Annotated in this window: 19 protein-coding genes; all 19 read left to right on the forward strand. The window is 42.4% G+C overall.

From position 1 onward, the window contains the following. Positions 1-55 precede the first annotated feature (55 nt). The 19 genes from EAI95_RS08370 to EAI95_RS08450 all read left to right on the forward strand — a co-directional run bounded on the left by EAI95_RS08370 (position 56) and on the right by EAI95_RS08450 (position 21,637). Positions 56-748: an amino acid ABC transporter permease gene (locus tag EAI95_RS08370; RefSeq protein WP_006595038.1), complete on the forward strand. Its 693-nt coding sequence runs from the start codon at positions 56-58 to the stop codon at positions 746-748. Positions 749-751: 3 nt separating this feature from the next. Beyond that, on the forward strand, positions 752-1,438 hold the full coding sequence (locus tag EAI95_RS08375) for an amino acid ABC transporter permease (protein ID WP_006595037.1): 687 nt from the start codon (positions 752-754) through the stop codon (positions 1,436-1,438). Positions 1,439-1,457: 19 nt separating this feature from the next. Next, positions 1,458-2,222 carry an amino acid ABC transporter ATP-binding protein gene (locus EAI95_RS08380; protein WP_006595036.1) on the forward strand — a complete coding sequence of 255 codons (765 nt, stop codon included), beginning with the start codon at positions 1,458-1,460 and terminating at the stop codon, positions 2,220-2,222. A 358-nt stretch (positions 2,223-2,580) separates the two neighbouring features. Further along, entirely contained in the window at positions 2,581-4,686 is a 2,106-nt protein-coding gene (locus EAI95_RS08385; protein WP_006595035.1) for an ATP-dependent Clp protease ATP-binding subunit, read from the forward strand. A gap of 292 nt (positions 4,687-4,978) precedes the next feature. Then, positions 4,979-5,224 carry a hypothetical protein gene (locus EAI95_RS08390; RefSeq protein WP_006595034.1) on the forward strand — a complete coding sequence of 82 codons (246 nt, stop codon included), beginning with the start codon at positions 4,979-4,981 and terminating at the stop codon, positions 5,222-5,224. A 187-nt stretch (positions 5,225-5,411) separates the two neighbouring features. Beyond that, complete coding sequence (yajC, locus tag EAI95_RS08395; RefSeq protein ID WP_006595033.1) at positions 5,412-5,741, forward strand: preprotein translocase subunit YajC; 330 nt, start codon at positions 5,412-5,414, stop codon at positions 5,739-5,741. A 132-nt stretch (positions 5,742-5,873) separates the two neighbouring features. Further along, the gene (locus tag EAI95_RS08400; RefSeq protein ID WP_129822704.1) at positions 5,874-6,623 is read left to right on the forward strand and encodes an isoprenyl transferase; all 750 of its coding nucleotides are present in this window, start codon (positions 5,874-5,876) and stop codon (positions 6,621-6,623) included. A gap of 11 nt (positions 6,624-6,634) precedes the next feature. Continuing rightward, positions 6,635-7,438, forward strand: a complete 804-nt coding sequence (locus EAI95_RS08405) for a phosphatidate cytidylyltransferase (protein ID WP_023027645.1) — start codon at positions 6,635-6,637, stop codon at positions 7,436-7,438. A 41-nt stretch (positions 7,439-7,479) separates the two neighbouring features. Further along, positions 7,480-8,739: an RIP metalloprotease RseP gene (rseP, locus tag EAI95_RS08410; protein ID WP_129822705.1), complete on the forward strand. Its 1,260-nt coding sequence runs from the start codon at positions 7,480-7,482 to the stop codon at positions 8,737-8,739. A 17-nt stretch (positions 8,740-8,756) separates the two neighbouring features. Continuing rightward, on the forward strand, positions 8,757-10,607 hold the full coding sequence (locus EAI95_RS08415; RefSeq protein ID WP_129822706.1) for a proline--tRNA ligase: 1,851 nt from the start codon (positions 8,757-8,759) through the stop codon (positions 10,605-10,607). Positions 10,608-10,749: 142 nt separating this feature from the next. Continuing rightward, entirely contained in the window at positions 10,750-15,141 is a 4,392-nt protein-coding gene (locus EAI95_RS08420) for a PolC-type DNA polymerase III (protein ID WP_129822707.1), read from the forward strand. Between the two features lie 352 nt (positions 15,142-15,493). Continuing rightward, on the forward strand, positions 15,494-15,616 hold the full coding sequence (locus EAI95_RS10105; protein ID WP_275112102.1) for a hypothetical protein: 123 nt from the start codon (positions 15,494-15,496) through the stop codon (positions 15,614-15,616). A 64-nt stretch (positions 15,617-15,680) separates the two neighbouring features. After that, positions 15,681-16,991, forward strand: coding sequence for a DUF262 domain-containing protein (locus EAI95_RS08425; protein WP_129822708.1), 1,311 nt, complete (start codon positions 15,681-15,683; stop codon positions 16,989-16,991). Beyond that, a complete protein-coding gene (locus tag EAI95_RS08430; RefSeq protein ID WP_129822709.1) occupies positions 16,985-18,862 on the forward strand; it encodes a DUF262 domain-containing protein in 1,878 nt (625 codons plus the stop codon). The genes EAI95_RS08425 and EAI95_RS08430 overlap by 7 nt, the downstream gene beginning before the upstream one ends. A 101-nt stretch (positions 18,863-18,963) precedes the next feature. After that, on the forward strand, positions 18,964-19,227 hold the full coding sequence (locus EAI95_RS08435) for a type II toxin-antitoxin system RelB/DinJ family antitoxin (protein ID WP_045504412.1): 264 nt from the start codon (positions 18,964-18,966) through the stop codon (positions 19,225-19,227). Beyond that, positions 19,220-19,498 (forward strand): type II toxin-antitoxin system YafQ family toxin, encoded by a 279-nt coding sequence (locus tag EAI95_RS08440; RefSeq protein WP_125329787.1) that lies wholly within the window; start codon positions 19,220-19,222, stop codon positions 19,496-19,498. The genes EAI95_RS08435 and EAI95_RS08440 overlap by 8 nt, the downstream gene beginning before the upstream one ends. 37 nt (positions 19,499-19,535) lie before the next feature. Next, a complete protein-coding gene (locus EAI95_RS08445; protein WP_129822710.1) occupies positions 19,536-20,231 on the forward strand; it encodes a hypothetical protein in 696 nt (231 codons plus the stop codon). Continuing rightward, entirely contained in the window at positions 20,228-20,377 is a 150-nt protein-coding gene (locus EAI95_RS09980; RefSeq protein WP_023022162.1) for a hypothetical protein, read from the forward strand. Before EAI95_RS08445 ends, EAI95_RS09980 begins: the two co-directional genes overlap by 4 nt. Positions 20,378-20,395: 18 nt before the next feature. After that, the gene (locus EAI95_RS08450) at positions 20,396-21,637 is read left to right on the forward strand and encodes an aminopeptidase (RefSeq protein WP_129822711.1); all 1,242 of its coding nucleotides are present in this window, start codon (positions 20,396-20,398) and stop codon (positions 21,635-21,637) included. Positions 21,638-22,291: the final 654 nt, after the last annotated feature.

Genomic DNA, 22,291 nt, shown 5'->3' on the forward strand with positions numbered 1-22,291 from the left:
GTGCGCATAGCCCCAGCTTCCTTATTTCTATACGGATACAGAAAGGAAAAGAAACATGGTCTCATACGACATTTCCAAGGTCTGGACTTTTCTCCCAACCTTGGTCCAAGCCCTACCAGCGACCCTAGCTTTGATGGTGTTAACGACGCTTCTAGGTTCGGCATTTGGCTTGGTTTTGACCTGGGCACAAGTATCAGAAGATAAGGTAGGAGCAGGTCTGGCCAAAGGCTATGTCTTTACCTTGCGTTGTACCCCTCCGATTGTCTTGCTCTTTTTGGTCTTTTATGGACTGCCCCAATTTTTGAACTGGTGGTTGGGCATTGACATTGACCACTGGTCCAAGTTTGTCTTTGTCCTGATTGCCATGTTTCTTCTCTTTGCGGCAATGATTTCTGAGGTCTTTAAGGCAGCCTATTTGGCCATTCCAAAAGGTCAGATGGAAGCGGGCTTGAGTATTGGTTTGACACCAGCTCAGACTATTTGGCGGATTGTCCTTCCACAAGCCTTTCGCGTGGCTCTTCCAAATATGACGACTGCCATCTTGAACCTCATGCGCGATGCGGCATTGGCTTATACCATTGGCTTTATCGATATCATGGGAGCAGGAAACAACTTGATCAGTCGCAATCTTGGAAATTATTCCCTCGAGACCTATACAGCCGTAGCAGTGATCTACTGGGCTATTGCCCTTGTGATTTCCTTCTCCGCTCAATTGCTTGAAAAACGACTCAGTGTAACAGAAAGGTAGCTTATGGATTTCAATTTTATTAGTAAAACGTTTCTAGCCACCTTGGGTGGCGTTCCAGTGACCCTTCTGATCATGGTCGTATCGATTCTCTTGAGTTTTTTTCCAGCCCTCTTTTTGGCACTCGGCCAGATCTATAAGGTCAAAGGGGTTCGCAGTTTCTCAGTGGTTTACTTAGCCTTTATCCGCGCGACACCTCCAATTCTCTTGATTCTCTTCTTTTATAGTCTCTTTCCCAGTCTCTTAAATAGCTTTTTTAAGAGCATAGGCAGTCACTTTAATGTCTTTGAGATCAATCCCATTTACTATGCCTTTATCATCTTTAGCTTGATGACGACAGGAAGTCTAGCTGAAATTTTACGGTCAGCCATTCTGACGGTGGATAAGGGCCAGCTAGAAGCAGCGCAAGCCATTGGCTTGACCAACCGCCAAGCCTATATCCGCATTGTTTTTCCACAAGCCTTGCGTGCGGCCCTGCCTAATCTGTGTAACCTGGTCATCAACTTGGTCAAAGGAACCTCCCTTGTCTTTGTCATGACCATCAAGGATATCACCGCCATTGCCAAGGTCGAAGCCTCTTATGGCTATCAATATTTTGAATCCTATTTAGTGATTTTTATTCTTTATATTGTCATTTGTGGGGTGATTCAGTGGGGATTCAACCTCTTAGAAAAACGCCTGACACTCGCATAGAAGAAGGAGAAATGAGAAGATGTTAGAAGTAGAACACGTATCGAAAAAATTTAAGGACCACCAAGTCTTGGTAGATGTTAATCTCAAGGTCAACCAAGGGGATGTCGTCGTTATTTTGGGTCCATCTGGATCAGGAAAAACAACCTTCCTTCGCTGCCTCAATCACTTGGAAAAGGCAGACACAGGCCGTTTGACTTTGGGTGGAAAAGAGTATGATCTCTCAAAGCTCAGCAAAAAAGAAATTCTAGAAATCCGCCAAAAGACAGCCTTTGTCTTCCAGCATTACAATCTCTTTGCTAATAAAACAGCGATTGAAAATATCTTAGAGGGCCTGATTGTGGCTCGGAAGATTCCAAAAGAAGAAGCCATCCAACGGGCAGAATCCGCCCTTGAAAAAGTCGGCCTCCTCGCTTATAAGGATTACTATCCTTCTCAATTGTCAGGTGGTCAGCAGCAACGGATCGGGATTGCGCGTGCCATCGCAGTGAAACCCGACGTGATCTTGCTGGATGAGCCAACTTCAGCGCTAGACCCAGAATTGGTCGGGGACGTCTTAGATGTCATGAAGCAATTGGCTCAAGAAGGCGTAACCATGGTTGTCGTAACCCATGAGATGGGCTTCGCGCGTGATGTGGCCAACCACGTCATCTTTATGGATGGCGGGCACATCATCGAAGAAAATGAACCGCATGAATTCTTCAACAGTCCAAAAGAAGAACGAACCAAACAATTCCTTTCACGGATTCTATCCGACGCCACCTACAGCGTCGAATACATGATTTGATAAGAGGCACACCCTGGTAAGGGTGTGTTTTTTTGCTTCGGAAAAATTTTTTTAAAAAATGTAAAAAATTATGTAAAAAAGTGTTGACAAAAAACCCAGTCTGCTTTATAATAATTTATGTAAACAAAAAGAGGTTGAGAAAATCTCAAAAGTTTACAGGATCAATAGTGGAAAGGAGATGGTGAAATGCTATTTCCAAAATATAGAAAACTAATTGATAAAAGAAGAAATACAAGATCCTAGCCCTCGAGGCTATTCATTTAAAAGTAAAATAAAATTATGTAAAAAACATAAAGTAGCCAAATCGGCTACTCATTTTCAAGAATAAATTAAAATTATGTAAAACGAGGTAATAACTATGAACAACAACTTTAACAATATGGATGATCTTTTCAATCAACTAATGGGAAACATGGGTGGTTTTCGTTCTGAAAGCCGTCGCTACATGATCAATGGTCGTGAAGTAACACCTGAAGAATTCGCCATTTACCGTCAAACTGGTCAACTTCCAACTGAAGGAAGTGAGCCCGTGCAACACCAACAAGGCAAAGGCATGAAACAAGATGGGATCCTTGCGAAGCTTGGTCGTAACTTGACCGAAGAAGCTCGTGAAGGTAAGCTAGATCCAGTTATTGGACGTAATAAAGAAATTCAAGAAACTTCTGAAATTCTTTCTCGCCGTACTAAGAACAATCCTGTTCTTGTAGGGGATGCGGGTGTTGGTAAAACAGCCGTTGTAGAAGGCTTGGCCCAAGCTATCGTGAATGGTGACGTTCCAGCAGCCATCAAGAACAAAGAAATTATTTCCATCGATATTTCTGGTCTAGAAGCTGGTACGCAATACCGTGGTAGCTTTGAAGAAAATATCCAAAATATGATCCAAGAAGTCAAAGCCATGGGAAATGTCATTCTCTTCTTTGATGAAATTCACCAAATCCTTGGTGCTGGCTCAATCGGTGGTGATAGTGGATCTAAAGGTCTTGCGGATATCTTGAAACCAGCTCTTTCACGTGGTGAATTGACCGTGATTGGGGCAACGACTCAAGATGAATACCGCAACACTATCTTGAAAAATGCAGCTCTTGCACGTCGTTTCAACGAAGTCAAGGTCAATGCTCCATCTGCTGAAGATACCTTCAAGATCCTCCAAGGAATCCGTGAACTGTATCAACAACACCACAATGTGGTCTTGCCAGATGAAGTCTTGAAAGCTGCTGTTGATTACTCTGTTCAATACATTCCACAACGTAGCTTGCCGGATAAGGCCATTGACTTGGTCGATGTGACAGCTGCTCACTTGGCAGCACAACACCCAGTGACAGATGTACATGCGGTTGAGCACGAAATCCAAGCGGAAAAAACTAAACAAGAAGAAGCTGCTGCAAAAGAAGATTACGAAGCAGCCCTTAATGCAAAAATTCGGATCGAAGAATTGGAAAAACAAATTGCTAACCATACAGAAGATCACAAGGTGACTGCAACTGTCAATGACGTAGCTGAGTCTGTCGAACGGATGACTGGTATTCCTGTTTCTCAAATGGGGGCTACGGACATCGAACGTTTGAAAGATATGGGTCACCGTTTGCAAACGAAAGTTATCGGTCAAGACAAAGCCGTTGAAGCTGTTTCAAAAGCGATCCGTCGGAACCGTGCAGGGTTTGATGAAGGTAACCGTCCAATCGGTAGCTTCCTCTTCGTCGGACCTACTGGTGTTGGTAAAACAGAGTTGGCTAAACAATTAGCCCTTGATATGTTCGGTACTAAAGATGCCATCATCCGTTTGGACATGTCAGAATATAGCGACCGTACAGCCGTATCTAAATTGATCGGTACAACTGCAGGTTATGTAGGTTACGATGACAACAACAATACATTAACTGAACGCGTCCGTCGTAATCCATACTCTATCGTCCTTCTTGATGAGATTGAAAAGGCGGATCCTCAAGTGATCACCCTTCTTCTTCAAGTCTTGGATGATGGTCGTTTGACAGACGGTCAAGGGAACACGGTCAACTTCAAGAATACAGTGATTATCGCCACTTCAAACGCTGGCTTTGGTTACGAAGCGAACTTGACAGAAGATGCGGACAAGCCAGAACTCATGGATCGTTTGAAACCATTCTTCCGTCCAGAATTCTTGAACCGTTTCAACGCTGTGATTGAATTTTCACACTTGAGCAAGGAAGACCTTTCTAAGATTGTTGACTTGATGTTAGTAGAAGTGAACAAAACTCTTGCTAAGAAAGACATCGACTTGACAGTGAGCGATGCTGCCAAAGAATACATGACTGAAGAAGGATATGATGAAGTTATGGGTGTTCGTCCACTCCGTCGTGTGGTTGAACAACAAATCCGAGATAAAGTGACAGACTTCCACTTGGATAATCTTGATGCTAAACACTTGCTAGCAGATATGGAAGATGGAGAATTGGTTATTAAAGAGAGTGGAAACTCAGAAGAATAACTAGGGCATCTAGCACCATAAACGAGAGAAAATCAGTTTGAAAAAGGAGGCTAAGAAAAAATTCTTAGCCTTTTTTTATGTCAACAAAAGAAAAATATATAAGGTATAGTTTTATCGTTTTTTTTCCCAGAAAGTGAAAAATGATAAAAAATAGGTATGATTTTTCATAAATTGGTGCAAAATACAGTATGAAAATGCCTTAGAAAGCGTCTGTAAGCAAGATTTTCTTATAAATGAACAAATAAATTATATAATATATAAAAGACTAAATTTAAGGGGATAGGATGATTTTATGAAAAATCCAATTGATATTTATTCGACAAAAGATTATAAGAAAGTTGAAGCTGTCGTTCAATTGATGGTGGATGGAAAGGTGACAAGTTATAGAGTAGCGACTGAGACAGATATTAGTAAGATGAGTCTAGCTACCTTGACAAAAGGAACCAGTAAAATTAAAAACATTACCTATCAAACAGCCATGTTGTTGATTGAATGGTATGATAAAAATCATGAAAAATATGGAATTGCAATCGATTAGCAAAAACCTATTTTTTATGGTTTTTTCTTTTTCTAAAAAAGGAATTACTAGAAAAGATGTTCGAATCGAATAGAGGGCAGACCACCTCAATCTACCGACTTATTTTTTGAAAATCAAGGGTTCGTATTGAAAATGCCTATAAAATTTGCTATAGTAGAGCATATATGATTTAAAAAGGAGAAATGGTATGCAAAGTGGTACAACCTTGCTATTTATGCTTGCGCTAATGGTCGGAATGATGTTCTTCATGAGCCGTAGCCAAAAGAAACAATACCAAAAACGGATGGAAAGCTTGAACAAGCTTCAAAAAGGGTATGAAGTGATTACCATCGGTGGTTTGTATGGAACAGTTGATGAAGTAGACACTGAACGGAAAACCGTTGTCTTGGATGTGGATGGCGTATACCTCACATTTGAATTGACAGCTATTAAAACAGTTTTGCCAGTTTCAGAAGGGGTGACAGCTGGTGCAGTTGAAGGCGCTGGTGACTCAGATTCTATCATCGACGGTGAATAATAAGAAAGAGCGATCAAAAGGTCGCTTTTTTCATTTTTAGATATATACCCTCTAGAAAAGGGGCTAGACTGCCATTTTAAGCGGATTTATGATATAATGAAGCGATAAAAACAGTGAAATAGGTAGAAAAACATGTTTCGTTTTAAAAAGAAAGAAAAGTTAAGTGTTCCCCTAGAAGTGCCCAAGCACATTGGAATCATTATGGATGGGAACGGTCGTTGGGCCAAAAAACGGATGCAACCTCGTGTCTTTGGCCACAAGGCAGGCATGGAGGCTCTGCAAGAAGTAACCATCGCAGCCAAGGAGATGGGAGTGAAAGCTCTAACGGTCTATGCTTTCTCAACTGAAAACTGGACGCGTCCTCAACAGGAAGTGAGTTTTATCATGAATCTTCCAGTTGAATTTTACGATCGCTTTGTTCCAGAACTTCATAGAAATAATGTGAAGATCCAGATGATTGGCGAGGTTTCCCGTCTTCCAAAGGAAACCTTAGAGGCTCTGGAAAAGGCAGAGGCGTTAACCCACTCCAATACAGGCTTGATTTTGAATTTTGCCTTGAACTATGGAGGACGGGCGGAACTGACCCAAGCAGTCAAACAAATCGCCCAGGAAGTTCTCGATGCGCACTTAAATCCGGGTGATATTTCAGAAGAGACCATTGCCAATTATTTGTATACCAGTAGTCTACCCAAGGACTTGCGAGATCCTGATCTGATTATTCGGACGAGTGGCGAGCTTCGCTTGAGTAACTTTTTGCCTTGGCAAGCAGCCTACAGTGAGCTTTACTTTACCGATGTGATGTGGCCTGACTTTGGAGAAAAGGCCTTGCATGATGCAATAGAAGAATACAGCCATCGTCATCGACGTTTTGGTGGTGTATAGGAGAGAAATAGATGAGAAAAGATTTACAGAAGCGAGTGATTTTTGGAGGAATCGCCCTAGCATTCTTTATCCCAGTTGTCCTTATGGGAGGCCTTGTGTTCCAGATTGTAGTGGGACTTATCGCTATGTTGGGTGTTCATGAATTGTTGAAGATGAAAGGTCTGCAGACTGAAACCATCGAAGGAGCTTTGGCCATGCTAGCAGCTCTTGTGTTGGCGCTGCCCTTAGAGAGTTACCTTCCCTTCTTACCAGCAGGTGGCAATTTTATCGCCTATGGCCTTTTGGTCTTATTATTGATGGGGACGACTGTCTTGGCGCAAGGCTACACCTATGACGAGGTTGTCTATCCGATTGCTTCAAGTTTTTATGTTGGCTTTGGCTTCCATGCCTTGATTCAAGCACGCTTAGCAGGCGTAGATAAAATTCTCTTGGCCCTCTTTATTGTTTGGGCTACGGATTCAGGGGCCTACTTTATTGGGAGCCAGTTCGGTAAGAAAAAACTCTTGCCAAGAGTATCACCCAACAAGACTGTTGAAGGAAGTCTAGGCGGGATCGCTTGTGCTGTCGTCGTGACGATGATCTTTATGATGCTAGATCGCACCGTTGCGGGCTCTTACGGTTGGGTGACCATGATTCTCTTTACCATTCTTTTCAGTATAGCAGCTCAGTTTGGTGACCTAGTCGAAAGTGCCATCAAGCGCCATTTTGGAGTGAAAGACTCTGGCCGTTTTATTCCTGGTCACGGTGGTGTCTTGGATCGATTTGATAGCTTGATTTTTGTTTTCCCACTGATGCTATTCTTTGGTCTGTTTTAAACAGAAGTCATCCCATCATCAGTTAAAACGAAGGAGCGTGTATGCAATTTATTGCCTTTATTATCATTTTTGGCGTCATTGTCCTGGTACATGAGTTCGGCCATTTCTATTTTGCGAAGAAATCAGGCATCCTTGTTCGCGAGTTTGCGATTGGGATGGGGCCCAAGATTTTTGCCCATGTAGGCAAGGACGGAACAGCCTATACCATTCGAATCCTTCCGCTGGGCGGCTATGTTCGAATGGCAGGATGGGGAGAAGACACGACAGAGATTAAGACAGGAACGCCTGTCAGTCTGACTTTGAACCCTGAGGGAACTGTTGTTCGGATCAACCTTTCTGGAAAAAATATCGACCAGACAGCTCTCCCCATGAATGTCACAGATTTTGATTTTGAGGATAAACTTGAAATCACAGGAATCGTCATTGAAGAGACCAAGACCTATCCTGTCCACCATGATGCAACCATCGTTGAGGAAGATGGGACAGAAGTACGGATTGCCCCTCTGGATGTGCAGTATCAAAATGCTAGTATCTGGGGACGTCTGATAACCAACTTTGCGGGTCCCATGAACAACTTTATCCTGAGTATTATTGTGTACTCTCTTCTAGCCTTTATGCAGGGAGGAGCAGTGGACTACTACAGCAACCATGTTCGAGTTGTTCCTCAAGGAGTAGTGGCTAAGGCTGGTCTAAAAGACAATGACCAGATCGTTCAGATCAATGAATATAAGGTTTCCAACTGGGATGAGTTGACAGATTCTGTCCAGAAGGCAACCTATAACCAAGGAAAAAATCCAGAAGTAACGATTACCTATGAACGAGACGGGAAGACTCAAAAAGTGACGGTCCAACCAGAAGAAGATGGTGGACGCTATTATATCGGTGTGACCAATGCTGTCAAGACGGGCTTTTTCGATAAGCTTCTGTCAGGTGTGACAGATACTTGGTACACAGCAAGTCGTATCTTGACGGCCTTGAAGGATATTATCTTCCACTTTAGTTTGAACAAGTTGGGTGGTCCGGTTGCAATCTACAAAGCGAGTTCGCAAGCGGCGGAGCTTGGACTTCCAGCTATCCTGTCCTTAATGGCCATGTTGTCCATCAATATCGGAATCTTTAACTTGATCCCCATTCCGGCCTTGGATGGTGGAAAAATCTTAATCAATCTGATCGAGCTGGTTCGTAGAAAACCGCTGAAGCAGGAGGTAGAGACCTACTTGACCCTTGCTGGAGTGGCGGTCATGGTTATCTTAATGATTGCCGTTACTTGGAACGATATTATGAAATTATTTTTGAAATAGAAAAGGAATGAATCTGAATGAAACAAAGTAAAATGCTTATTCCAACACTTCGCGAAATGCCAAGTGATGCGCAGGTCATCAGCCACGCTTTGATGCTCCGTGCTGGTTATGTTCGTCAAGTATCAGCAGGTGTTTATTCATATCTGCCATTGGCTAACCGTGTGATCGAAAAAGCTAAGAAGATCATGCGTCAAGAATTTGACAAGATTGGTGCAGTTGAGATGTTGGCTCCAGCCCTTCTCAGTGCGGACCTTTGGCGTGAATCTGGCCGTTATGAAACCTACGGTGAAGACTTGTATAAATTGAAAAATCGTGAGAAGTCAGACTTTATCCTAGGTCCAACTCACGAAGAAACGTTCACAGCAATTGTCCGTGATTCTGTCAAGTCTTACAAGCAATTGCCACTGAACTTGTACCAAATCCAGCCTAAGTACCGTGACGAAAAACGTCCACGGAACGGCCTTCTTCGTACGCGTGAATTCATCATGAAAGATGGTTATAGCTTCCACGCTAACTACGATAGCTTGGATGTAACTTATGATGAGTACAAGGCAGCCTACGAGCGTATCTTCACTCGTAGTGGCTTGGACTTCAAAGCGATCATCGGTGATGGTGGTGCCATGGGTGGTAAGGATAGCCAAGAGTTTATGGCCATCACACCTGCTCGTACAGACCTTGACCGTTGGGTGGTGTTAGACAAGTCAGTTGCATCATTTGACGAAATTCCTACAGAAGTGCAAGAAGAAATTAAGGCAGAATTGCTCAAATGGATGGTTTCTGGTGAAGACACCATTGCCTACTCAAGTGAGTCAAGCTATGCGGCCAACTTGGAAATGGCAACCAACGCCTACAAACCAAGCAACCGTGTTGTGACGGAAGAAGAAGTGACTCGCGTGGAAACACCAGGTGTCAAATCGATTGATGAAGTCGCAGCCTTCTTGAATATCTCTGAAGAGCAAACTATCAAGACCTTGGTTTATATCGCAGACGAGGAGCCAGTTGTGGCCTTACTCGTTGGCAATGACCAGCTCAATGAAGTCAAATTGAAAAACTACCTTGGAGCAGACTTCTTGGAACCTGCAACCGAGGCCGAAGTGAAAGAATTATTGGGAGCGGACTTTGGATCTCTTGGTCCAGTCAATCTTCCAGAAAATGTTAAGATTATTGCTGACCGCAAGGTGCAAGATAGCCGTAATGCTGTTGTCGGTGCCAACGAAGATGGCTACCACTTGACGGGTGTCAACCCAGGTCGTGACTTCACTGCCGAATATGTCGATATCCGTGAAGTGCGTGAGGGTGAAATCTCACCAGACGGACAAGGCGTTCTCAACTTTGCGCGTGGGATCGAAATTGGTCACATCTTCAAACTTGGAACTCGTTACTCAGCAAGTATGGGGGCAGATGTCTTGGACGAAAATGGCCGTGCTGTGCCAATTATCATGGGCTGTTACGGTATCGGTGTCAGCCGTCTCCTTTCAGCCGTTATGGAGCAACACGCTCGCCTCTTTGTTAACAAGACGCCTAAAGGTGAATACCGTTACGCTTGGGGCATCAACTTCCCTAAAGAATTGGCGCCGTTTGATGTGCACTTGATTCCAGTCAATGTCAAGGATGAAGCTTCTCTTGAATTGACAAGCAAGATCGAAGACCAATTGGTCAAGGCTGGCTACGAAGTCTTGGTAGACGACCGTAACGAACGTGCTGGTGTTAAATTTAGCGATAGTGACTTGATTGGTTTGCCAATCCGCATCACTGTCGGAAAGAAAGCAGCTGACGGTGTCGTAGAAGTGAAAATCAAAGCTTCAGGCGACACGATTGAAGTGCATGCAGACAACCTGATTGAAACTCTTTCCATTTTAAATAAATAAGCAATGGTAGAAGACTAGGATTCTCAACATCCTAGCCTTCTTTTTTGTAAGCTGATCCAGCTAGCTGAAAGGATCTTCTTATAGTCGAAAAGTTAGGCGAATTATGATAAAATAAAGGCTAGTAATTCGTCAGGGAGAAATCATGTCAACTAGCTTTGAAATCTTAATGAATCAGTTGGGAATGCCTTTGGAAATGCGTGAATCAGACGCTTTTAAAGGGGCTGAAATCCAAGAGGTCATCGTCCATAAGCTCAGTCGTGTTTGGGAATTTCGTTTTGTTTTTGCCGAAATTCTTCCCATCACGATTTTTCAGGAGCTCAAAAACCGCTTGGCTGAGGAGTTTTCAAAGACAGGAAATCGAGCGGTGTTTGAGATTCATGTGAAGAATCCAACTTTTAGCGAGGAACTCTTGCAAGCCTATTATCAGGAGGCTTTTGAAGATGGCCCCTGTGCGAGTCAGGGCTTTAAGAGCATGTATCAACACCTACAAGTCCGCTCTCAAGGAGAAGAGTTGATCATTAGTGGCCCTTCATCTGTGGATACGGAGCACCACCGGAAAAACCATCTGCCTAATCTTGCTAGTCAATTGACCAAGTTTGGTTTTCCTCATTTCCAGTGTCGGGTTGAGGCGGATGACCAGTTGACAGAAGAACTCCATCAAGCCTTCGAGGCTGAGAAGGATCAAATCTTCCAAGCAGCTAATGAAGAAACCTTGCGGGCCATGGAGTCCTTGTCTCAAATGGCTCCACCACCAGCAGAGGAAAAACCAGCCTTTGATTTCAAGGCCAAAAAGGCTGCGGCCAAGCCCAAGCTGGATAAGGCAGAGGTCACTCCTATGATTGATATCACGACAGAAGAGAACCGCATTGTCTTTGAAGGAGTGGTCTTTGATGTTGAGCACAAGGTGACGCGGACAGGTCGGGTCTTGATCAATTTCAAGATGACCGACTATACTTCTAGTTTTTCGCTCCAGAAATGGGCTAAAAATGAAGAAGAAGCTCAGAAGTTTGACATGATTAAGAAAAACTCTTGGTTGCGGGTTCGTGGGAATATCGAGGTTAATAACTTCACACGCGATTTGACCATGAATGTCCAGGATGTCCAAGAGGTGGTCCACTATGAGCGCAAGGATCTGATGCCAGAAGGCGAGCGTCGGGTCGAGTTCCATGCCCATACCAATATGTCGACTATGGATGCCCTACCTGAAGTCGAGGAGCTAGTCGCAAAAGCAGCCAAATGGGGTCACAAGGCAGTTGCCATTACGGATCACGGTAATGTGCAGTCCTTCCCTCATGGCTATAAGGCTGCCAAGAAAGCTGGTATCCAACTCATCTATGGGATGGAAGCCAATATCGTCGAAGACCGTGTGCCGATTACCTACAATGAAGTCGATCTAGACCTTCATGAAGCAACCTATGTGGTTTTTGACGTGGAAACGACGGGACTCTCAGCGATTTACAATGATCTGATTCAGGTTGCCGCATCTAAAATGCATAAGGGGAACATCATTGCTGAATTCGATGAGTTCATCAATCCAGGTCACCCCATTTCAGCCTATATAACGGACCTGACAGGCATTACCGATGACCATGTTCGCAATGCCAAACCTTTGAAACAGGTCTTGGAGGAATTCCAGGAATTCTGTCAGGATGCGGTGTTGGTTGCCCACAAAGCTACCTTTGACGTGGGCTTCATGAATACCAACTATGAGCGTCATGGCCTTCCAAAAATCACTCAGCCAGTGATTGATACGTTAGAGTTCGCGCGCAACCTTTATCCAGAGTACAAGCGTCATGGTTTGGGTCCCTTGACCAAGCGTTTCGGCGTTGCCTTGGAGCACCACCACATGGCCAACTATGACGCGGAAGCAACAGGCCGCTTGCTCTTCATCTTTATCAAGGATGTCGCAGAAAAACATGGCGTGACCAATCTAGCCAAGTTGAATGTAGATCTAATTAGTCCAGATTCCTATAAAAAGGCACGGGTCAAACACGCGACCATCTATGTCAAGAACCAGACCGGCTTGAAAAACATGTTCAAATTGGTCTCTCTTTCCAATACTCAATATTTTGAGGGTGTTCCTCGGATTCCGCGGATGGTTTTAGATGCCCATCGGGAAGGCTTGATCCTAGGATCGGCTTGTTCTGAAGGGGAAGTCTTTGATGCGGTTGTCTCTCAAGGAGTTGATGCGGCAGTCGAAGTGGCCAAGTATTATGACTTTATTGAGGTGATGCCTCCAGCCATCTATGCGCCCCTCATTGCCAAAGAGCAGATAAAAGACATGGAGGAGCTCCAGACCATCATCAAGAGCTTGATTGAGGTGGGAAATCGCCTTGGCAAACCGGTCCTCGCGACAGGAAATGTCCACTACCTTGAGCCTGAAGAAGAAATCTATCGAGAAATCATTGTCCGCAGTCTTGGGCAAGGGGCTATGATCAACCGGACGATCGGTCATGGAGAAAATGCTCAACCAGCACCCCTGCCAAAAGCTCATTTCCGTACAACCAATGAAATGCTGGATGAATTTGCCTTTCTAGGGGAAGACTTGGCGCGAAAATTGGTCATTGAAAATCCCAACGCACTGGCAGAAATCTTCGAACCCGTTGAAGTGGTCAAGGGTGACCTCTATACGCCATTTATCGACAAGGCCGAAGAAACGGTTGCCGAATTGACCTATCAGAAGGCCTTTGAGATCTATGGCAATCCGCTACCAGATATCGTCGATCTGCGGATTGAAAAAGAATTGACCTCCATCTTGGGGAATGGCTTTGCCGTGATTTATCTGGCTTCGCAGATGCTAGTACATCGCTCCAATGAACGGGGTTACTTGGTTGGTTCACGGGGGTCTGTCGGATCCAGTTTTGTGGCGACCATGATCGGGATTACCGAGGTTAATCCGCTCTCTCCTCACTATGTCTGTGGTCAATGCCAGTACAGTGAGTTTATCACGGATGGTTCTTACGGATCCGGCTTTGATATGCCTAATAAAGACTGCCCAAACTGTGGTCACAAGCTCAGCAAAAATGGACAGGATATTCCCTTTGAAACCTTCCTTGGTTTCGATGGAGACAAGGTACCCGATATCGATTTGAACTTCTCAGGGGAGGACCAGCCGAGTGCCCACTTGGATGTCCGTGATATCTTTGGGGAAGAATATGCCTTCCGGGCAGGAACAGTAGGTACAGTTGCGGCCAAGACTGCCTATGGGTTTGTGAAAGGCTATGAGCGAGACTACGGCAAGTATTACCGGGATGCAGAGGTGGAACGTCTGGCGCAAGGTGCCGCTGGGGTCAAGCGGACGACGGGTCAGCACCCAGGGGGAATCGTCGTTATTCCAAACTATATGGACGTCTATGATTTCACCCCTGTTCAGTACCCAGCAGATGATGTGACAGCTGAATGGCAGACCACTCACTTTAACTTCCATGATATTGATGAGAACGTCCTCAAGCTTGATGTCCTGGGACACGATGATCCGACCATGATTCGCAAGCTCCAGGACTTGTCAGGCATTGATCCAAACGATATTCCTATGGATGATCCTGGTGTCATGGCCCTCTTTTCAGGTACAGATATCCTAGGAGTCACACCGGAGCAAATTGGTACTTCAACCGGTATGCTGGGAATCCCAGAGTTTGGGACTAACTTCGTTCGGGGTATGGTCGATGAGACCCATCCGACCACCTTTGCCGAATTGCTTCAGCTTTCTGGTCTGTCTCACGGTACCGACGTATGGTTAGGAAATGCCCAAGACTTGATCAAGGCTGGGATTGCTGACCTATCAACCGTTATCGGATGTCGTGATGACATCATGGTTTACCTCATGCACGCTGGACTAGATCCAAAAATGGCCTTTACCATCATGGAGCGGGTGCGGAAAGGCATGTGGCTCAAGATTCCTGAAGAAGAGCGCAATGGTTATATCGAGGCCATGAAGGCTAACAATGTACCTGAATGGTACATCGAGTCTTGTGGAAAAATCAAGTATATGTTCCCTAAAGCCCATGCGGCAGCCTACGTTATGATGGCCTTGCGGGTGGCTTACTTTAAGGTTCATCATCCTCTCTACTATTACTGTGCTTACTTCTCTATCCGTGCCAAGGCCTTTGATATCAAGACCATGGGCGCAGGCCTAGAAGCCGTGAAAGCGCGGATGAAGGAGATTGCTGAAAAACGTAAGAACAACGAAGCTTCCAATGTGGAGATTGACCTCTACACCACCCTTGAAATTGTCAATGAGATGTGGGAGCGTGGCTTCAAGTTTGGCAAACTGGACCTCTATCGCAGTGATGCAACGGAATTCATCATCGATGGAGACACCCTTATCCCACCATTTGTCGCCATGGATGGATTGGGAGAGAACGTAGCCAAGCAGATTGTGCGAGCTCGCAAAGAAGGAGAATTCCTCTCTAAAACAGAGTTACGCAAACGTGGAGGCGTCTCCTCAACCTTGGTAGAAAAGATGGATGAGATGGGAATCCTTGGCAATATGCCTGAGGATAACCAGCTCAGCCTGTTTGATGATTTGTTTTGATGGGTAAATGATTTTTATTCAAAAGTTATCAATCTTAGATGAACAAAAGTCATAATTACATGATGAAGTAACTAATTTATTGAATTGTTCATTTTCTATGTTTGGAAGAATGTTACATTATCTTTTCAGGAGTAGGACAGAACGAAATTTACTAAAAATCGTACTGCCTTACTCCTATTTTTATATACTTGTATTCTCAAATAGAGAAAGTTTATTGCAGTTGATTTTAAATTGAGAAAAATAATATTATGTTCTTTCTATATAATATTGATTTCATAGTTTGTACATGCTATACTATCTCTGATAATAAATGATTAATATATGATTAAAAAAGTTGGAAGGAGGCGTAGATATGACTGAATGGATTGTTATTGATCAGTTTGGTAATATGATTGCACAAGGATTTTGGACAAAGGAAGCAACAGAGCAGTATTCAAAAAATATTCCTAATACAAGTGTTATTCCAAAGAATTAGCTACTCTTAACTATAGATTCATATGAATTTGTAGTTTTTTTAAAATACAATAAAGGCGGATGAAATGGGTATTCAATTTACTTCTAAAAAGGTTGGAGAACTATTGAAAGAAGGTAATTTGCGGATTCCTTCTTATCAAAGACCTTATAAGTGGAACAGAAAGCATATCCGTAATCTTTTTTATGATTTACGAGATGCTATGGAAAAAAAGGAATATCAAGTTGGCTCTGTTATCTTGCATGATAATAATGGATACTTAGATATTGTAGATGGGCAACAACGGCTAATTTCTATTTCTTTATTTCTTCATTTATTAGAGAAATTAGAGAATTATGAAGGTGCTAATCAACTTTTAGGTGCTGAATTTGGAGAGATATCCTGCTATCATGCGAGCGAAAATTATAGTGAGTGGGAAAATTTAGCTCAATTGGTTGGTTCAAACCAGGCAAAAGGAATTTGCGAATTTTTATTAGAAAATTGTTCTATCTCTTGTATCGTCATGCCAGAGGAACGTTTGTCAGAAGCTTTTCAATTATTTGACTCTCAGAATAATCGTGGCAAATCTTTAGAACCTCATGATTTACTCAAAGCCTACCATCTGCGTCAACAAGATTCAGAAGATGGAAAAATTATTGAGAAATGGGAGCAGTTTGTGGAAGATAACGATTTAAGTCTGAAAGATCTATTTGATAAGCATCTTTTTCGTATGAGACGTTGGTCGAGGGGAGAAACAGGATTAACCAATAAGCGTTATGGTTCATATCTGCGTTTTACAGAATCTTTTATTGATGATTTTAAAGGTGTTGATTTAAGTCAGAATTTTCCATACCTAGAATTATACCGTCATATTGAAAATTTCCCTATGTCAATAACCATGCCAATCATTGATGGAAGTGAATTTTTTAAGTATATTGAATCTGTCCATCAAACGATTAAAGATCATATAGATATTTTGAATAAACAGTTAGGAATTTCTAATGATTCTAAAAGGGCAGAAAATAGTTCAGATTATCCAGAAGGTATGTTGAAAATTTACAATAGTTCAAAAGGACGCTATATCAAGTGTCATAATTTGTTTCTAAATATTTGCTTGCTTTTTGCAGAGAGATTTGGAAAAGAAGAGCTATCAAAAGAAATAGTAGAGACCTTGTTTATTTGGGCTTACTACCCGCGTGTAAAGTCTCGTGCTATATATGATGCTACTTTAGGAAACTACGCTGCAGGCGGGAAGTTCAGACAAAGAGAAGTTCAAAAACTTTTCCAAATTTTAGCCCATGCTGTAACTCCAAATGATTTCATGCTTAAGATAGATAGAGAATTATTTGAAAATTATACTGTGGAGCAGATTATAGAGGAGGAAAGAGGAAAATGGTAGAGACACATATCAGCTTGTCCGTTGATCGTTTATTAAACGAAGATAGCTATGCTATTCCTCTTTATCAGAGAAATTTTTCCTGGACTTATGATGAGATCGAGCAGTTATTGAACGATGTAGCAGATGCTTATCAAGAAAAGAGAGACAATTACTATATTGGAACATTAGTTGTCAATGAAGAGAATGGTCTTTTTAAAATTATAGATGGTCAACAACGAACAACAGCCCTTAATTTAATTGCTTTGGTTTTGAAAAATGAGTTTAATTTTGACAAATTAGAGGCGGTTAACTTAACTTTCCCGGCTCGGAGAAGATCAAATGAGAATATTCAAAATCTATTTATCAATGAAAAAATTTCTGAGGACGATGAAAATGAATTAACTAGAGGTTACAGACATGCTAAAGATGCCCTGAAAAAAGTGCTAGGAGAGCGCCAACTTGAACCTCAGTCCTTCGTTGATTATCTTTTTGAGAATGTCATCATTTTTCGGAGTATACTTCCTGAAGATTTAGATTTGAATCTTTATTTCGAACGTTTTAACTCTCGGGGAGAACAACTAGAAGCTCATGAAATTCTTAAGGCACAAATGATGGCTAAGTTTGGAGAAAATCAAGAAACAGCAGAAAAATTTGCTAGAATCTGGGATGCTTGCGCTGAATTTGATAAGCCAGTAGCAAGTCAATTTAAGATGAGACGGAAGAGGGCAGACAGTTTTCAGGAGCGTGAACGCATTTTTGGATGGCACTTTTCAAATTACTCATTTCATAATATTTATGATGACATTGATTTTTATCAAAATGAAAGAAGAAAGTTATCAGATGTATTAGGAAAAAAGATAAATGAAAAAAATATAGAAGTAGAAAAAGATTTTGGTGATTATACCCAAGTTATAGATTTTCCTACCTTCTTACTCCATGTATTGGCTATTTGGGAAGGTAGAGATCCCAGTGAGGTTCAGCTAGACGATAAGAAACTCTTAACTCTATTTGATATAAAAAATAAAAATAAGACTTGGATTATTGAATTCAGTGAATTTCTTCTTAAAATAAAACATATTTTTGATAATTACATCGTTAGAAATTCAAATATGGATTCTTCAAGCAGAAATAAGGATGAATGGTTTTTGCAGAAGGGAACTTATTATGAATATCAACCTAACGGAAAAGCGAAAGAGCATTACATAGTTGAAGAACGCTTTACTAAGAATACATTTTCAGATTCGGAAATTAACCAAAACATTATTCTTCTTCAATCTATGTTTGCTGTGACTTTCACTGCCAATCGTGATAGTCGTTGGTTATATGAAATTTTGCAATTCCTCTTCGAGAATATTGAGGAACTAAATGATCAAGAATTTGCTATTCGATTTAAGGATTTTCTTGAAAAAATGGCTGTGAGATATGCTGAGGGAAGATTGTTCACCGAGGAAGATATTATTAAGAAATATGGTGACATTCCTGTTTATGCATTTAATTTTATTGATTACATCTTATGGAAAAATCGTGAAGAGTTAGGAAGGGAGTATAAAGGTGTTAAATTTGATCATTTCAAATTTGCTTATCGTCGTTCCATAGAGCATTGGTTTCCACAACATCCAAATAGTGATGAAAGAGTTGAGAAAATGGATGATCAATTCTTACACTCATTTGGTAACCTTTGTATTATTACTGATAGTCAAAATTCGAAATTTGGAAATTTAGTTCCGAGTGCAAAATATAAACAGTGGGAAGGAATTTTTGATCGTCAGAGTCTAAAATTACAAATAATGGCTAGCATAACAGAAAAAACTAAATGGGAATCGGATCAGATAAAAGGATTAGAAAAAGAAATTTTACCTATGGTCAAAAAATTTATAGAAAGTAAGTCATAAGAATTGCCTTAATCATCAATGTTAAAACGCCATTGTATATCTAATAGATTTACAGTAGCCTTCTTTTTTGTTACAATAATCAATAGAAAGAAGGTGAGAATATGTCTAAGACGAGTATGAGTATTCGTTTGGATAGTGAGGTTAAGGAACAGGCTCAACAGGTTTTTAACCATTTAGGGATGGATATGACTACAGCCATCAACATTTTCCTCCGTCAGGCTATTCAATATCAGGGTCTACCGTTTGATGTAAAGATAGATGAAAATAGGAAATTGCTTCAAGTGGTAACGGATGTAGAGCAAAATCGGAATATGAGCCAGTCTTTTGAATCTGTCTCAGACTTGATGGAGGACTTGCGTGCTTAAGATTCGCTATCATAAACAGTTTAAAAAAGATTTTAAGTTGGCAATGAAGCGTGGATTGAAGGCAGATTTGTTAGAAGAAGTCTTGCATTTTCTGATTCAAGAAAAAGAACTTCCTATCAGATATCGTGACCATCAACTGACCAACTCCAAGCATTTTCAAGATGTTCGGGAGTGTCATATTCAGCCGGATTGGCTTTTGGTTTACAAAGTAGATAAGGACGAATTGATTTTAAACTTGCTAAGGACAGGAAGTCATAGCGATTTGTTCTGATGGATTCAACGATCCTCGCTCAGTTTGAGGTTGGTTAATGATAGAAAAGAAAAAAAGAGCAACACCCTGGAAGTCAGGGAAAGTCATTTCCATTCGCCTACGAAATGGTGTTTATGTCTTAGCACAAATGGTGCGGGAGCCCTATCTGGTATTTTTTAACCATTTTAAGGAGGAAAATAGCTGGAAGGGAGTGACCTTGAAAGAGGAGAATATTCTCTTTTGTAAAGCAGTCACTCGTCAGTTTCTACGCTCTAGTCCTGTAACGATTGTCAAAGATTTTGACCCTCTCTTAGATTATAGGCTGCCTAAAGAATGGATTTATAGCCATATGGGAGGGCATCCGATTACGGTTTCGGTGAAGGGACAGGAGCGCCAAGTAGCTGGTTTTGGTCATCGGCTTTCCTTGGTTCAGGCGGACAAGGAAAGTGGCCAACCAGAGGATAATCCTCTGATGGGACTCTTCCAAGCCTATATCCTACCAGATATCCAAGAGCAAGATTGGGAGCGGGTCGGTCAGGCTGAGCTCATGTCTCTAGAAGTCTTTCCGACGCTCAATGAACGTCTTTATCTCTGCTTTCTCTATGGGAAAAATGTGAATCCAGAGCTAGATATCTCTTTGGGAAAGCCCTTGCTTGATGACTATGAAACTTATGTAGATATCCTCACTAACAGCCCAGAGGCACGACGTCTCTATCTAGGTGAGGAGGATGCTAAGAAAGGAATAGAACGATGAGAGTAAAAATTTTTGCAGAAGACAAACCTGCTCAAAAAACATTTAGCTATCAATTAGAGCTAGATACCGATACAATTTTAAAAGTTACTGGCCTGGTCTGCTCCACTGTCGTGGTAGCAAACCTCTTGTCACTCTTAAAAGATTAATATAGAAAAGGATTGAACATGGTTTTACCAAATTTTAAAGAAAACTTAGAAAAATACGCAAAATTGTTGGTTGCAAATGGCATCAACGTGCAACCTGGCCATACCTTGGCTTTGAACATTGATGTGGAGCAAAGAGAATTGGCCCACTTGATCGTGAAGGAAGCCTATGCCTTGGGGGCACATGAAGTGATCATACAATGGGCAGATGATTTTACTACCCGTGAAAAATTCCTCCATGCACCGATGGATCGCTTGGACAATGTGCCTGACTACAAGATTGCAGAGATGAACTACCTCTTGGAACACAAGGCCAGTCGCTTGGGTGTGCGTTCATCTGATCCAGGTGCCTTAAATGGTGTCGAGCCAGAGAAGCTTTCGGCTTCTGCTAAAGCTTTGGGCATGGCCATGAAACCAATGCGCATCGCCACTCAATCTAACAAGGTCAGCTGGACCGTTGCTGCGGCAGCAGGTTTAGAGTGGGCTAAGAAAGTCTTTCCAAATGCGGCGAGCGATGAAGAAGCAGTGGATCTCCTTTGGGATCAAATCTTCAAGACCTGCCGGGTGTACGAGGAAGATCCAGTCAAGGCTTGGGAAGAGCATGCAACTATTCTCAAGAGCAAGGCAGAGAAGCTCAACAAAGAGCAATTTTCAGCCCTTCACTACACAGCGCCTGGGACAGATTTGACTCTGGGTTTGCCGAAGAACCACGTCTGGGAATCCGCTGGAGCTATCAATGCCCAAGACGAAGGCTTCTTGCCAAACATGCCAACAGAAGAGGTCTTCACAGCTCCTGACTTCCGTCGTGCAGAAGGTTATGTCACATCTACAAAACCGCTTAGCTACAATGGGAACATCATCGAAGGCATCAAAGTGACCTTTGAAAATGGAGAAATAGTGGATATCACAGCTGAAAAAGGCAATCAAGTCATGAAAGATTTGGTCTTCAAAAACAAGGGAGCGCGTGCCTTGGGTGAATGTGCCCTCGTACCAGATCCAAGTCCAATTTCTCAATCAGGCATCACCTTCTTTAACACTCTCTTTGATGAAAATGCCTCTAACCACTTGGCCATCGGAGCAGCCTATGCAACCAGCGTAGAAGGTGGTGCAGAGTTCACAGAAGAAGAACTCGAAGCAGCCGGCCTTAACCGCTCAGACGTTCACGTCGATTTCATGATCGGTTCAAGCCAAATGGATATCGACGGCATCCGAGAAGACGGCACCCGCGTCCCAGTCTTCCGAAACGGAGATTGGGCAATATAGGGAGCAAAACAGAAATCAGTAACTCGAAGAGTTTGATTTCGTAGTCCTGCCCCCACACAGTTGATTAGACTGGACGAAGAACCGAAAGGTTCGAGTACCGTCAATCAACCACTGTGCCAAGAGACAGAAATCGGTAGACGCAGTCTCGATTTCTACCTCGCTTTTCGATTTTGAGACTCGGGCAAAAAAGGTCCACAGGACCTTTTTAGTACCCCCGCCCAGTTGATGAGGAAGAGTCTTGCTCCGCAATCCCTATTCGCCACCTCAAAACAGTGTTTTGAGCCATCAACCACTGTGCTAAGAGACAGAAATCGGTAGACGTAGTCTCGATTTCTACCTCTCTTTTCGATTTTGAGGCTCGGGCAAAAAAGGTCCACAGGACCTTTTTAGTACCCCCGCACAGTTGATTAGGAAGTACGAGTACCGTAGGTAGGAGTAGTTCCAATCAACCACTGCGCCGAGAGACGGAAATGAGCTACTTAGAGCCTTTGTTTTTCAAGAATAAAAATAAAGAGTTTGGTTTTAACAGCCAAGCTCTTTTTTCTTGTGTCCGCTAGTTTTAATGAGACATAGGGATAAAATTTTATAGCTTCTTCTCTTAATTAAAGAACCTTTCAAAGAAGCCTTGACGAGGGCCTGCTTTCTAGATAGACT

The organism is Streptococcus sp. bf_0095 (assembly GCF_004166885.1).
Classification (GTDB): Bacteria; Bacillota; Bacilli; order Lactobacillales; family Streptococcaceae; genus Streptococcus.

Excerpts from the sequence above, each read along its gene's own strand:
- EAI95_RS08445 (WP_129822710.1), top strand. The coding sequence starts at position 19,536 with ATGATAGAAAAGAAAAAAAGAGCAACACCCTGGAAGTCAGGGAAAGTC.
- EAI95_RS08400 (WP_129822704.1), top strand. The coding sequence starts at position 5,874 with ATGTTTCGTTTTAAAAAGAAAGAAAAGTTAAGTGTTCCCCTAGAAGTG.
- EAI95_RS08425 (WP_129822708.1), top strand. The coding sequence starts at position 15,681 with ATGGGTATTCAATTTACTTCTAAAAAGGTTGGAGAACTATTGAAAGAA.
- EAI95_RS08435 (WP_045504412.1), top strand. The coding sequence starts at position 18,964 with ATGTCTAAGACGAGTATGAGTATTCGTTTGGATAGTGAGGTTAAGGAA.
- EAI95_RS08380 (WP_006595036.1), top strand. The coding sequence starts at position 1,458 with ATGTTAGAAGTAGAACACGTATCGAAAAAATTTAAGGACCACCAAGTC.
- EAI95_RS08415 (WP_129822706.1), top strand. The coding sequence starts at position 8,757 with ATGAAACAAAGTAAAATGCTTATTCCAACACTTCGCGAAATGCCAAGT.
- EAI95_RS08370 (WP_006595038.1), top strand. The coding sequence starts at position 56 with ATGGTCTCATACGACATTTCCAAGGTCTGGACTTTTCTCCCAACCTTG.
- EAI95_RS08420 (WP_129822707.1), top strand. The coding sequence starts at position 10,750 with ATGTCAACTAGCTTTGAAATCTTAATGAATCAGTTGGGAATGCCTTTG.
- EAI95_RS08390 (WP_006595034.1), top strand. The coding sequence starts at position 4,979 with ATGAAAAATCCAATTGATATTTATTCGACAAAAGATTATAAGAAAGTT.
- EAI95_RS08385 (WP_006595035.1), top strand. The coding sequence starts at position 2,581 with ATGAACAACAACTTTAACAATATGGATGATCTTTTCAATCAACTAATG.
- EAI95_RS08375 (WP_006595037.1), top strand. The coding sequence starts at position 752 with ATGGATTTCAATTTTATTAGTAAAACGTTTCTAGCCACCTTGGGTGGC.
- EAI95_RS08430 (WP_129822709.1), top strand. The coding sequence starts at position 16,985 with ATGGTAGAGACACATATCAGCTTGTCCGTTGATCGTTTATTAAACGAA.
- EAI95_RS10105 (WP_275112102.1), top strand. The coding sequence starts at position 15,494 with ATGACTGAATGGATTGTTATTGATCAGTTTGGTAATATGATTGCACAA.
- EAI95_RS08450 (WP_129822711.1), top strand. The coding sequence starts at position 20,396 with ATGGTTTTACCAAATTTTAAAGAAAACTTAGAAAAATACGCAAAATTG.
- EAI95_RS09980 (WP_023022162.1), top strand. The coding sequence starts at position 20,228 with ATGAGAGTAAAAATTTTTGCAGAAGACAAACCTGCTCAAAAAACATTT.
- rseP (WP_129822705.1), top strand. The coding sequence starts at position 7,480 with ATGCAATTTATTGCCTTTATTATCATTTTTGGCGTCATTGTCCTGGTA.
- yajC (WP_006595033.1), top strand. The coding sequence starts at position 5,412 with ATGCAAAGTGGTACAACCTTGCTATTTATGCTTGCGCTAATGGTCGGA.
- EAI95_RS08405 (WP_023027645.1), top strand. The coding sequence starts at position 6,635 with ATGAGAAAAGATTTACAGAAGCGAGTGATTTTTGGAGGAATCGCCCTA.